This window comes from Kineococcus aridisoli (assembly GCF_050871885.1).
Lineage (GTDB): Bacteria > Actinomycetota > Actinomycetes > Actinomycetales > Kineococcaceae > Kineococcus.
Map to the genome: position 1 here is coordinate 42,974 of NZ_JBJLSF010000012.1, position 12,881 is coordinate 55,854.

9 protein-coding genes are annotated in these 12,881 nt (G+C 75.7%); 5 read left to right on the plus strand and 4 right to left on the minus strand.

Going from position 1 to position 12,881, the window contains the following annotated elements; genetic code table 11:
* Positions 1-42 precede the first annotated feature (42 nt).
* Positions 43-2,160, minus strand: a complete 2,118-nt coding sequence (locus tag ACRYM2_RS05545) for a HelD family protein (protein WP_432520511.1) — start codon at positions 2,158-2,160, stop codon at positions 43-45.
* Between the two features lie 45 nt (positions 2,161-2,205).
* Here ACRYM2_RS05545 and ACRYM2_RS05550 point away from each other — a divergent pair, with 45 nt between their 5' ends.
* The 3 genes from ACRYM2_RS05550 (at position 2,206) to ACRYM2_RS05560 (ending at position 4,856) form a co-directional block, all read left to right on the plus strand.
* Positions 2,206-2,760: an SSI family serine proteinase inhibitor gene (locus ACRYM2_RS05550; protein WP_432520513.1), complete on the plus strand. Its 555-nt coding sequence runs from the start codon at positions 2,206-2,208 to the stop codon at positions 2,758-2,760.
* Positions 2,761-2,859: 99 nt separating this feature from the next.
* Positions 2,860-3,792, plus strand: a complete 933-nt coding sequence (locus tag ACRYM2_RS05555) for a ferritin-like domain-containing protein (protein ID WP_432520515.1) — start codon at positions 2,860-2,862, stop codon at positions 3,790-3,792.
* Between the two features lie 35 nt (positions 3,793-3,827).
* Positions 3,828-4,856, plus strand: coding sequence for a cell wall-binding repeat-containing protein (locus tag ACRYM2_RS05560; protein WP_432520517.1), 1,029 nt, complete (start codon positions 3,828-3,830; stop codon positions 4,854-4,856).
* Positions 4,857-4,926: 70 nt separating this feature from the next.
* On the opposite strand, the gene ACRYM2_RS05565 is transcribed toward ACRYM2_RS05560, so the two are convergent.
* Positions 4,927-7,176, minus strand: coding sequence for a putative bifunctional diguanylate cyclase/phosphodiesterase (locus ACRYM2_RS05565; RefSeq protein WP_432520519.1), 2,250 nt, complete (start codon positions 7,174-7,176; stop codon positions 4,927-4,929).
* 63 nt (positions 7,177-7,239) lie between these two features.
* A complete protein-coding gene (locus tag ACRYM2_RS05570) occupies positions 7,240-8,496 on the minus strand; it encodes an MFS transporter (RefSeq protein ID WP_432520521.1) in 1,257 nt (418 codons plus the stop codon).
* A 347-nt stretch (positions 8,497-8,843) separates the two neighbouring features.
* Here ACRYM2_RS05570 and ACRYM2_RS05575 point away from each other — a divergent pair, with 347 nt between their 5' ends.
* Both ACRYM2_RS05575 and ACRYM2_RS05580 read left to right on the plus strand, forming a co-directional pair.
* Positions 8,844-9,527 (plus strand): DUF305 domain-containing protein, encoded by a 684-nt coding sequence (locus ACRYM2_RS05575; protein WP_432520523.1) that lies wholly within the window; start codon positions 8,844-8,846, stop codon positions 9,525-9,527.
* A gap of 55 nt (positions 9,528-9,582) precedes the next feature.
* Positions 9,583-10,107, plus strand: coding sequence for a DUF4396 domain-containing protein (locus ACRYM2_RS05580; RefSeq protein ID WP_432520525.1), 525 nt, complete (start codon positions 9,583-9,585; stop codon positions 10,105-10,107).
* Between the two features lie 89 nt (positions 10,108-10,196).
* Here ACRYM2_RS05580 and ACRYM2_RS05585 read toward each other — a convergent pair whose 3' ends face one another.
* Positions 10,197-12,704 carry an ATP-dependent Clp protease ATP-binding subunit gene (locus ACRYM2_RS05585; RefSeq protein ID WP_432520527.1) on the minus strand — a complete coding sequence of 836 codons (2,508 nt, stop codon included), beginning with the start codon at positions 12,702-12,704 and terminating at the stop codon, positions 10,197-10,199.
* Between the last annotated feature and the right edge of the window lie 177 nt (positions 12,705-12,881).

Below are 12,881 nucleotides of genomic sequence, written 5' to 3' on the forward strand. Positions count from 1 at the left end.
GCTTACGAGAGCCCGCCCCCGGCCCGCCCCGGCCGACCCGGCTCACCCCAGCGCCGCCGGCAGCGGCCGGGAGTGCAGGACCACCATCGTGCTCACCGCGCGGGTCAGGCACACGTACAGCCGGCGCAGGCCGGTGCGCTCGTCCGGTTCGGCCTCGACCACGTCGGCCGGCTCGACGACGACCACCCGGTCGAACTCCAGGCCCTTCACCAGGGCGGCGGGCACCAGCGACACCCGCTGCGGCAGCTCCCCCGGCTCCACCTCGTCGAGGCGGGAGAAGGCCACCCCGGCCGCGGTCAGCGCCCGGGCCGCGGCCGCCACCGAGCCCGCCGCGACGACGACGCCCACGGAGCCGGCCTCGGCGAGCAGCTCGCGGGTGCTCGCGGCGGCCGCGGCGACGGGGTCGGCCACGGGCAGGACGTCCAGGCGCCCGGGGTCGTCGCGCACCGAGCGCGGCACCGACAGGTCCGGGGCGATGCGCGGCAGCAGCCGCGCGGCGTAGTCGATGACGGCCGAGGGCACGCGGAAGCCGCGGTCGAGCACCTCCAGGTGCCCCTCGGGCTTGCCGAGGTGGCCCAGCACGTCCTCCCAGCTGCGCGCCGACCACGGCGTGGTGCCCTGCGCGATGTCGCCGAGGACGGTGGCCGCGCCCGTGGTGCAGCGCCGCCCGACGGCGCGCAGCTGCATCGCGGACAGGTCCTGCGCCTCGTCGAGGACGACGTGCGCGCGCGAGGGGGTGCGCGCCAGCTGGTCGGCGACCTCGTCGAGCAGGACCGCGTCGGCCGCGCTCCAGCGCGCCGCACCGGCGCTGCGCGGCGGCCGCGCCCACAGCAGCAGCCGCCGCTCGGCGTCGTCGAGGACGCCCTCGGAGGCGGCGCGCAGGAACCCCTCGTCCGACAGCAGCCGGAACAGCACCTTCGCGGGGTCCTGCGCCGGCACGAGCGCCCTGACCGCGCGCCTGACCTCCGCGCTGCGCGCGACGGCGTCCTGCACGAGGTCGTCCGGGGAGTCCCCGGCCGCCTCCAGCAGCTGCAGCACCGCGTGCGCCAGCCGCTGCGGCAGCAGCGCGCGGGCCGCCTCGTAGCGCACGCCGCGGGTGGCCAGCTCGTCCAGCAGGTCGCGCACCGCGTGCGCGGGCACCCGCCAGCGGCGCGAGCCGCGGGTCACGACGACCGCCCCGCCCTCCAGGACCTCGGCGGGGTCGGCCACGGCCGACCACACCGCGCGGCGCACGACCTCGGCCATCCGCGCATCGCCCTTGAGGGTCGCGACGTCGGCGTCCTCCTCGGCGCGCACGCGCACCTCCTCGCGCCCCGCGGCCGCCGCGGTGACCAGCTCGGAGACGGTGAGCTGCTCGACCTGCACCTCCCCCAGCGCGGGCAGCACCGCCGAGACGTGCTGCAGGAACGCGCGGTTGGGGCCCAGCACCAGCACGCCCTGGCGCAGCAGGCGCTCGCGGTGGGCGTACAGCAGCCACGCGGCGCGGTGCAGGCCGACGGCCGTCTTGCCGGTGCCCGGCGCCCCCTGCACGCAGACGGTCGTCGAGGCGTCGGCGCGCACGAGCGCGTCCTGCTCGGGCTGGATCGTGGCCACGATGTCGCGCATCGGCCCCGAGCGCGGGCGCTCGATCTCGCGCGCCAGGATCGCGCTGCGGTGCTCCCCGCCGTCGCCACCCCCGCCGCCCCCGTCGCCGCCCTCGCCGGGACCGGCGAGGTGCTCGTCCTCGAAGGCGGTCAGCCGCCCCTCCTCCACCCCGAAGCGGCGCCGCAGCCGCACCCCCGCCCGCTCGTCGCGGGTGGCGCGGTAGAAGCCGCGGGAGACGTCCGCGCGCCAGTCGACGACGAGCGGGTCGCCGGCGGCGTCGGTGACGTGGCGGCGGCCGATGTGCAGCCGCTCCCCGGAGTCGTGGTCGGTGCGGCCGAAGAACAGCGCGGTCGCCGGGTCGTCGACGAGGCTGAGGGCCCGCCGGTGCAGCGCCAGCGCCAGCGCCTCGCCGGCGATCGCGTCGCCGCCGTCGGCGACCAGGGACAGGGTGTGCTCGCGCATCCGGGCCAGTTCCGCGCGGGCGAGGTCGAGGTGGTGCTGCTCGGCGGCGAGGACGGCGTCGGGGTGCTCGGGGGCAGGGGTGGACACGGTTCCTCCAGCGGTTCGGCCGTCCATCCTGCCGCACCGGAACCGCCCGCGCGGGCACCGCGTCGTACCCGGGTGACCGATCCGGGGACGTGCACGGCGAGGCGGCACCGCCGCGGGGCGCTGCCGCTGGCGGCGGCCGCGCTCGCGGCGGCGCTGCTCGCCGGGTGCGGCCAGCAGCAGGCAGGAGGACCCGTCGTGCCCAGCCAGGACCCCACCGCCGGCACCAGCAGCAGCGGCAGCACCAGCGGCGCACCCGCTCCCGGGCAGGCCCCCGCGGCCGCCGACGGCGAGCTGACCGTCGTCCTCGACGACGGCGCGGGCACGAGCACGACGTGGACGCTGACCTGCTCCGCCGACGGCACCGCGGGCGGGGACCACCCCGACGCCGCGGCCGCGTGCGCCGCGCTGAGCGCCCTCGACGACCCCTTCGCCCCCGTGCCGCGCGGCACGGCCTGCACGCAGGTCTACGGCGGGCCGCAGCGGGCGACGGTGACCGGCCGCTGGGCCGGCCGGGAGGTCTCCGCGACCTTCGTGCGCACCGACGGCTGCGAGATCTCGCGCTGGGACCGCCTGGCGCCGCTGCTGCAGCCGGGCGCGGGTGCGCCGACCGCGCTGGGACCCGCCTGAGGATCCTCCAATCCGCCCGCCCGGCGGCTCCGAACCTCCCGTGTCCGAGCACGACGACACCGTCACGACGACACCGTCACGACGACACTGGAGACGCCGATGTTCAAGAAGTCGCTCGTCATCGACATGGTCAACCGCAGTTCCGAGACGCCGGCCGACCGCAGGAACTTCCTGCGCGGCATGGGCCTGCTGTCGGCCGGTGCCGTCGGCGCCGGCCTCGTCGGCACCACCGCCTCCTCCGCGCAGGCCGCGGCGGCCGCCGCCCCCAGCGAGGGCAGCGTCCTGAACTTCGCGCTCAACCTGGAGTACCTGGAGGCGGAGTTCTACTGCTACGCCGCCTTCGGCCACGGCCTCGCCGACTCCATGGCCACCGGCACCGGCACGATGGGCGGCGTCACCGGCGGGCACCGCGTGCCGTTCAAGAGCAAGGCGATGCGCTACTACGCCGAGGAGATCGCCGGCGACGAGATCGCCCACGTGAAGTTCCTGCGCAAGGCGCTGGGGAACAGCGCCGTCTCCCGCCCGGCCATCGACCTGCAGAGCTCCTTCACCGCGGCCGCCGTCGCCGCGGGCGTCATCGAGCAGGGCCAGAGCTTCGACCCGTTCTCCTCCGAGGAGTTCTTCCTGCTCGGCGCGTTCCTCTTCGAGGACGTCGGGGTGACCGCCTACAAGGGCGCGGCGCCGCTCATCTCCACCCCCGCCTACCTCGAGGCCGCCGCCGGCATCCTCGCCGTCGAGGCCTACCACTCGGGCATCGTGCGCACCCTGCTGTACCAGAACGGCCTCGCCGCCCCCACGAACCTCATCTCCGACGCCCGTGACGCCCTCGACGGCGGCGGCGCGGACAAGGACCAGGGCATCACCGTGGGCGAGGGCGGGCGGGCGAACCTCGTCGCCGCCGACGCGGACGCGATCGCCTTCAGCCGCACCCCGCAGGAGGTGCTGAACATCGTGTACCTGACCCCGGGTGCGGGTGTCGGCAAGGGCGGGTTCTACCCCGCCGGCCTCAACGGCGAGATCGCCACGAGCTGACCCGCACGAGCCGACCACCAGACCAGGAGAACACCGTGCACAAGAACGTCACCAGCGCGGCCGTGGCCGTCCTCGTCGGCCTCGGGACCGCGGCCGTCGCCGCCGCCCCCGCCCAGGCCGCAGCCGGTTTCGCCTTCGACGACCGCATCTCCGGCGCGGACCGGTTCGCCACCGCCGTCGCCGCCTCGAAGCTGCTGAACCCCACCGACGGCACCACCACCGACGCCGTCGTCGTCAACGGCTACGCCACGGTCGACGGGCTCACCGCCTCCTACCTCGCCGGCCTGCGCAGCGCGCCGATCCTCTACACCGACGTCCCCGGCGTGCCGGCCGCCACCGCCGCCGAGCTCGAGCGCCTCGGCGTCGAGCACGTGTGGATCGTCGGCGGCACCGACCGGGTGCCGCAGGCGCAGCAGGACGCCTGGGAGGCCGACGGCGTGGAGGTCACCCGCCTCGCCGGCGCCGACCGCTACGCCACCGCGGCGGCCGTAGCCACCGCCGACGACCAGGGCGCCCCCGAGCAGGTGTTCATCGCCAGCGGCACCTCGACGGCCGACGCGCTCGCGGCCGGGCCGGTGGCGTGGGCGCGCAACTACCCGATCCTGCTCACCGAGGCCGGCGGCGTCCCCGCCGCCACCGCGGAGGCGCTGCAGGACCTGGGCACCACCAACCGCGTCGTCCTCGGTGGTCCCGGGGCGGTCTCGGACAGCACCTACGCCGCGCTCGGCGGCCGCGAGCGCATCAGCGGCGCGGACCGCCAGGAGACCGCGGCGAAGATCGCCGACGACGCGATCGCCCACGACTCCTTCGACTCCCAGAGCATCGCGCTCGTCGGCGGCACCGACGCCACGGCCGCCGACGCGCTGTCCGCGGCCCCCGTCGCCGGTGCCGGCGGCGTGCCGCTGGTGTTCACCGGTTTCGACGGCGGCCTGGGCGCCGGCACCGCGACCTACCTGTCGGCGCACAGGGCGGACTACACGACCTCCGGCACCGGCTGGGTGTTCGGCGGGGAGTCCTCCGTCCGGCAGTCCACGGTCGACGCGGCCACGGCCGCCGTCCAGTAACCGGGCCGGGCGCACCGCGGGAGCCGCCGGAGGGGTCGAGCAGCCGGCCCCTCCGGCGGCTCCCGCGCGCTCACCGCCCGCCCGCACCCGCCACCGGCAGGCCGCGGGCGGGCACCGGCGGCGGGACCGCGGCCGGGCCGAGGAAGCGGTCGGCGTACTCGGCCGCCGGCAGCGGCCGGGAGAACAGGTACCCCTGGCCGAGGCGCACGCCGAGGGCGAGCAGGTGCTCGCGCTGCTCGGGGGTCTCCACCCCCTCGGCGAGCACCTGCAGGTCCAGGGCGGCCGCCATCGCCTGCACCCCCGCCACGAGCGGCGTGCTGGCCCGGGTGACCGCCGAGACGACGGAGCGGTCGAGCTTGAGCACGTCCACGGGGAAGCGCTGCAGGTGGTCGAGCGAGGTGTACCCCGTGCCGTAGTCGTCGAGCAGGACGTCGACCCCCGCGGTGCTCAGCACCTCCAGCGAGCGGGCGGCGGGGCTGTCCTCCGGCAGCGGCTCGTGCTCGGTGATCTCCACGTGCAGCTGGGAGGCGGGGACCCCCGTGCGCGCGAGCGCGCCCAGCACCCGCTCGGCCAGGTCGGGGTCGTCCAGGCTGGCGCGGGTGAGGTTCACGCTGACGGGCAGGGAGCGGTGGCCCGCCGCCCGCCAGCGGGCCAGCTGCTCCAGGACGTCCTCCAGCACGCTGAGGTCCAGCTGGTCGTCGAGGTCGTTGCTGTTCACCAGCTCCAGGAAGGCGCCGGGCAGCAGCAGCCCGTGCTCGGGGTGGCGCCAGCGCACCAGCGCCTCGGCGCCCACGACCTCCTCGGTGCGCAGGTCGACGAGCGGCTGGAAGTGCACCTCCAGGTGCCCCACCTCGGGCGCCCGCCCGCCCAGCAGCCGCCGGATGTCGCTGCTGAGGGAGTAGCGGTGGGCCACCTGCGCGCGCATGTCGGGGTGGAAGACGGCGACCCGCTGCCCCCCGGCCCCCTTGGCCGCGTACATCGCGACGTCGGCGTGGGTGAGCAGTTCCGCCAGCGGGGTGCCCGGGCCGGCGTCGGCGACGCCCACGCTCGCCCCGACCCGCAGGACGAGGCCGTCGACGACGACGGGGGCGCCGAACGCGTCCAGCACCCGGCGGGCGACGGCACCGGCGCCCGCGGTGCCGGTGAGCACGACGAACTCGTCGCCGCCCAGGCGCGCGACCACCCCGGCCGGCCCGGTGGCCGCCAGCAGCCGGTCGCGCAGCGCCAGCAGCAGGGCGTCGCCGACGTCGTGGCCGTGGGTGTCGTTGACCTGCTTGAACTCGTCGACGTCGACGAGCAGCAGGCTGCGGCCGCCCGCGGGCGCGGGGTCGGCGTAGGCGCGCACCAGCCCGCGGCGGTTGGCCAGGTCGGTGAGCGGGTCGTGCTCGGCGAGGTGCTCGCTGGAGCGCAGCGCCGCCGCGGCCCGTACGAGGCACAGCCCGGCGATGACGGCACCGGCCACCGGGACCGTCCAGCCCGGCAGGCCCGGCACGCTGCTGCGCTGCGCGACCCACCACAGCGCCGCGGGCACGCCGACCAGCGGCAGCAGCCCCAGCAGCGCCGCCGACGGCGGCCGCTGCCGGGCGAAGGTCTCCGGCGCGAACGCCACCGCCATCGACGGGTGCAGCGCGGCGGCGCCGAGCACGAGCACGCACAGCGCGCCCAGCGCCTGCTCCGGTTCCCCGGGCAGCGCCAGCCGGCGCCCGTCCAGCGCCGAGGTCAGGTCGTAGACGACGGTCAGCAGCCCGCCGGCCAGGAGCAGCCACGAGCTGGCCGACAGCCCGCGGGCCGCGACCGTGAAGCGCAGGAGCATCCCGACCAGGACGACGTCGACGCTGGCCACGACGGCACCGGCGACGCCCTCGTGGTCCGCGGCGGCGACCGCGACGAGCTGGGCGCCGACGAGGGCCAGGACCGTGGCGATGACGACGAGGTCCAGCCGGCCGCCCGGTTCCCGCGCCCGGCGCCCGCCCGCCGCCCGGCCGCGCACCACGCCCACGACGAGCACCGCCGCCACCGCCTGACCGCCCCAGACGGCCGCGGTGGCCGCCGGGACCAGCTCGCCCACCGCCTGCACGTGGAGGCCGGCGACGCCCCAGAGGGCGAGCATCAGCCCCACCAGGGGCCAGGCGGCACCGCGCGGGCGGTGCAGCAGGCAGCCGGCGCCGACGAGGGCGACCGAGACCACCGAGGCCAGCACGACCGCCGCCGACCGCCAGGACGGGACGAGCAGCACGAGGGCGGCGCCGGTGCAGGCGGCGGCGCACAACGCCCAGGTCGCGAGGGCGCTGCGCGACGGCGCGGCGCGGACGGTGGTCACGACGACGTCTCGGCACCCGGCCCGCCCCGCTGCAGCCCCGCGGCCGCGCTCCACCCGACCGGCTCAGGCCGCGGACGACGCGCGGGCGGCCCGGGTGCGCAGCGCCTGCACCGCGACGAGCAGGGCCGCTCCCGCCGCGCACGCCGCGCCCGCCGGCGCACCGGCGGCGTCGACCGCGTGCCCGGTGAGCGCGGCGGCCGCCGCCGACCCCGCGGCGCTCACCGAGGACTGCCACGTCAGCACCCGGGTCAGCGAGCGCGCCGGCGCGGCCGCCTCGGTGAGCAGGATGGCCGCGACGAGCACCACGGGCGTCACGAGGCCCGCGAGGGCGAGGGCGGCGCCGGAGGTGGCGGACCGGCCCACCGGCACCAGCGCCGGCAGCAGCGCCGCCGCCGCCACCGCCGCGGCGAGCAGCACGGCCGCCACCGCCAGCCGGTGCTGCGGCGGCCGGCGGGAGGGCAGCGCGCCGCTCGCCCAGCTGCCGAGGAGCCCGGCTCCGCCGGAGACCGCGAGCAGCGCTCCCGCCGCGCCCGGTCCCGCGGCGGCGGCCACGGCCACCGGCAGCGCCCCGAAGTACGCCCCGAGCGCCAGGTGCAGCCCGGCGAGCGCGAGGAGCACCCGCCCCGGGCGGGCACGGCGCCGCCTCCCGGGACGCGGTGCCGGGAGCGGTGACGGGCGCGGCGACGGGCGCGGCGGGTGCGGCGGGTGCGGGGGCGGGGCGGTGGCGCGCTGCAGCGCCAGGGCGGCCGTGGACCCCGCCACGAGGACGGCCGCGGCCACCGTCCCGGCGGCCGGGCCGGCCAGCGCCACCAGCGCGCCGGCCAGGGCCGGGCCGACCAGGTGGGCGGCGGCGTTGGCCGTCGACTCCAGCGAGAACGCCACCGGCAGCGCGTCCGCCCGCCCGCGCGAGCGCAGCAGCCACGCCCACCGCGCGGCCGACAGGGCGCCGGGCTGCGGGGCGGTCCCGCCGAGGGCGGCCGCGCAGGCCGCGAGCGCGGCCGCCGGGGCACCGGCCGCGGCGAGCACCACCACGGCGGTCGCGGCGCCGGCGTGCGCGAGGGCCTGCACCGGCAGCACCCGCACCTGCCCGCGGCGGTCGACGAGCCGGGCGACGGCGGGGGCGACCACGGCCTCGGCCACCGCGAACGCGGCGGTGGCGCTCGTGGCCGTGCCGTAGGAGCCGGTGCTGCCGTGCACCAGCCACAGCAGCCCGAGGCCGGTCGTGGCGACGCCGGTGCGGCCGGCGGTGGCGGTGAGGAAGGCGGCGGCCGCGCCGGGCAGGCGCAGCAGCTGCAGGGGACCGGTCGGGGGAGCCGACACGGGGGTTCCGTTCCGCTGCCCGGTCGGGCGGGACCCGGGTGGTCCCTGCCAGAGCCGTCCACTCGCTCCGCGGGCAGGTGCTGAGGAGGTCGCGTGCACCGCGAGCCTACGGCGCGTCCGCGGACCACGACCGCCACCCGGTCGTCCTCCGGGGCCGGGGCGCACCAGGTACCCCCTGGCGGTATATACCCCCGGGGGGTTACCTTGGACGCCGTGAGCGACACCCGCAGGCAGGCACGGGCCACCACGGTCCCGTCCCGCGCGCTGCCCGTCGTCGCGTGGCCCTCGGCCCGTGCGCGCTGCACGTCCTCCGGCCCGCCACCCGCACCCCACGAGGAGACCCACCCGTGCGCACCGCACCCCGCACCGGCGCCCTGGGCGCCACCACCGCCCTCTCCCTGCTCCTGGTCCTGACCGCCTGCGGCGGCGGCGGGGACAGCGGCTCGATGGACCACTCGTCGATGTCCTCGTCGTCCTCGTCGTCCTCGTCGTCCTCGTCGCCGGCGTCGTCCTCGTCGTCCAGCGCCGCCGTCGACGCCGAGCACGGCGACCACGACGTGGTGTTCGCCCAGCAGATGGTCGTGCACCACCAGGGCGCGATCGAGATGGCCGAGACGGCCGCCACCAGGGCCTCCAGCCAGGAGGTCAGGGACCTGGCCGCCACGATCGCGTCGGCCCAGCAGCCCGAGATCGACCGGATGACGTCCTGGCTGACCGCCTGGGGCGAGCCGGTCGACGCCGGCTCCTCGACGGACCACTCCTCGACGGGCCACTCCTCGACGGGCCACTCCTCGATGCCCGGGACGACGAGCGAGGAGCAGACGACCCGGCTGCAGGGAGCGACGGGCGCCGACTTCGACCGGCTGTTCCTGCAGATGATGATCGAGCACCACACCGGCGCGGTGCAGATGGCCGAGACCGAGCAGCAGCAGGGCGTCGACCCCCAGGCCCGGGAGCTGGCCGGCTCGATCGTGACGAGCCAGGACGCCGAGATCGACCGGATGGAGCAGCTGCTCAGCGCCCTGGGCTGAGCCCCACGCCGGCCAGGTGGCCGGCGACGTCGTCCCGACCCCGCAGGAGGCAGCCATGTCCGAGCACCACAGCACCTCGACCCACGTCCACCACGACGGCACGCACCACGGCGACCACGGCGACCACGGCGGCGGCCACGGCCCGACGTCGTGGGCGGTGGCCGCGCAGGCCACCCTGCACTGCCTGACCGGCTGCGCCGTCGGCGAGGTCCTGGGCATGGTCATCGGCACCAGCCTGGGCTGGCACACCGCCGGCACCGTGGCGCTGTCGATCTCCCTGGCCTTCGTCTTCGGCTACGCGCTGACGATGCGCGGCGTGCTGCGCGCCGGTGTCGGCTTCCGCACCGCGCTGAAGGTCGCCCTGGCCGCCGACACCCTGTCCATCGCGGTGATGGAGGTCATCGACAACACCGCCATGGTCGCCATCCCCGGCGCCATGCACGCCGGCGTCGGCTCCTGGGTCTTCTGGGCCTCCCTGGCCGGGGCGCTGGCGCTGGCCTTCGTGATCACCACACCGGTCAACCGCTGGATGATCGGCCGCGGCAAGGGCCACGCCGTGGTCCACGCCTACCACCACTGAGCCGGCCCCCTGGACCAGCGCTGACGCCCGGCCGGGGTCGTCCCGGCCGGGCGTCCGATCGTCGGTGCGCGGTGCTCAGCGCGCGGTGCTCACTGCGCGGCGGGCCCGTCCCCCACCGGCACCGTGACGGGCAGGTCCTCCTTGGAGGTCCCCTCGAAGGTGAACCTCTCCTCCACGCCCTCGCCCGCGGTGTCCACCGAGACGATCTGACCCGGGCGCAGCTCGCCGAAGAGGATCTTCTCCGAGAGCACGTCCTCGATCTCGCGCTGGATCGTGCGGCGCAGCGGCCGCGCCCCCATCGTGGGGTCGTAGCCCTTGCTCGCCAGCAGGCGCTTGGCGGACGGGGTGAGCTCGATGCCCATGTCCCGGTCGTGCAGACGGGCGTCCAGGCGGACCAGGAACAGGTCGACGATCTGGACGATCTCCTCCTGCGTCAGCTGCGGGAAGACGACGATGTCGTCGACGCGGTTGAGGAACTCCGGCCGGAAGTGCTGCTTGAGCTCGTCGTTGACCTTGGCCTTCATCCGCTCGTAGTTCGTCTGCGTGCTCTGCGACCCCGCGGCGAACCCGGTGCCCACGCTCCTGGAGATGTCCCGCGTCCCCAGGTTCGTCGTCATGATGATCACGGTGTTCTTGAAGTCCACCATCCGACCCTGCGAGTCGGTCAGACGACCGTCCTCCAGGATCTGCAGCAACGAGTTGAAGATGTCCGGGTGCGCCTTCTCCACCTCGTCGAAGAGCACCACCGAGAACGGCTTGCGGCGCACCTTCTCCGTCAGCTGACCACCCTCCTCGTAGCCCACGTAACCCGGAGGCGAGCCGAACAACCGCGAGACGGTGTGCTTCTCGGAGAACTCGCTCATGTCCAGCTGGATCAGCGCATCCTCCTCACCGAAGAGGAACTCCGCCAGCGCCTTGGCCAGCTCCGTCTTCCCCACACCCGTCGGGCCGGCGAAGATGAACGAGCCACCGGGACGCTTGGGGTCCTTCAGACCCGCCCGGGTGCGCCGGATCGCCTGCGAGAGCGCCTTGATCGCATCGTTCTGGCCGATGACGCGCTTGTGCAGCTCCGCTTCCATGTTCAGCAGCCGCGAGGACTCCTCCTCGGTCAACCGCACCACCGGGATGCCGGTGGAGACGGCCAGGACCTCCGCGATCAGCTCCTCGTCGACCTCGGCGATGACGTCCATGTCCCCGGACTTCCACTGCTTCTCGCGCTCACCGCGCTCACCCTGCAGCACCTTCTCGCCGTCGCGCAGCGAGGCGGCCTTCTCGAAGTCCTGCGCATCGATCGCGGACTCCTTCTGCCGACGGACACCGGCGATGCGCTCGTCGAACTCGCGCAGGTCCGGGGGTGCGGTCATGCGGCGGATGCGCAACCGGGCGCCGGCCTCGTCGATCAGGTCGATCGCCTTGTCCGGCAGGTAGCGGTCGTTGACGTAGCGGTCGGCCATGGTGGCCGCAGCCACCAGCGCGGCGTCGGTGATGGAGACCCGGTGGTGGGCCTCGTAGCGGTCGCGCAGCCCCTTGAGGATCTCGATGGCGTGCGCCAGCGTCGGCTCGGGCACCTGGATCGGCTGGAAGCGCCGCTCCAGCGCCGGGTCCTTCTCGATGTACTTCCTGAACTCGTCCATGGTCGTCGCACCCACGGTCTGCAGCTCGCCGCGGGCCAGCATGGGCTTGAGGATGCTGGCGGCGTCGATGGCGCCCTCGGCGGCACCGGCACCCACCAGGGTGTGGATCTCGTCGATGAACAGGATGATGTCGCCGCGGGTGCGGATCTCCTTGAGCACCTTCTTGAGGCGCTCCTCGAAGTCACCGCGGTAGCGGGAGCCGGCCACCAGGGCACCCAGGTCCAGCGTGTAGATCTGCTTGTCGCGGAGCGTCTCGGGGACCTTCCCCTTGACGATCTCCTGCGCGAGGCCCTCCACCACGGCCGTCTTGCCGACACCGGCCTCGCCGATGAGCATCGGGTTGTTCTTGGTGCGCCGCGAGAGCACCTGCATGACGCGCTCGATCTGCGGCTCGCGCCCGATCACCGGGTCCAGCTTGCCCTCGCGGGCGGCCTGGGTGAGGTTGCGCCCGAACTGGTCGAGCACCAGCGAGCCCGAGGGGGTGCCCTCCTGCGGGCCGCTGCCCGCGGCCTCCGGCTCCTTGCCCTGGTAGCCGGAGAGCAGCTGGATGACCTGCTGGCGCACCCGGTCGAGGTCGGCGCCCAGCTTGACCAGCACCTGGGCGGCGACGCCCTCGCCCTCGCGGATCAGCCCGAGCAGGATGTGCTCGGTGCCGATGTAGTTGTGCCCGAGCTGCAGCGCCTCGCGCAGCGACAGCTCCAGGACCTTCTTGGCGCGGGGGGTGAAGGGGATGTGACCGGACGGGGCCTGCTGGCCCTGCCCGATGATCTCCTGCACCTGACCCCGGACGGCGTCCAGGGAGATGCCCAGCGCCTCCATCGCCTTCGCGGCGACGCCCTCGCCCTCGTGGATCAGGCCGAGCAGGACGTGCTCTGTCCCGATGTAGTTGTGGTTGAGCATCCGGGCCTCTTCCTGGGCCAGGACGACGACCCGCCGGGCGCGGTCGGTGAACCTCTCGAACATCTCAGTCTCCTCGAGACCAGTGACTCAACGGATGTCGTCACCGCGCGGGTTCGCTGCTCCGCACCGCGCGGATGGAACGTCCTCCGTCTCTCGAGACCACCGCCGGGCGCACGGGCGCACGACGCTCCTCTGCCCCCAGTGTGGTGCACCCCGCCGCCCGCAGCGATCCATCCCCGC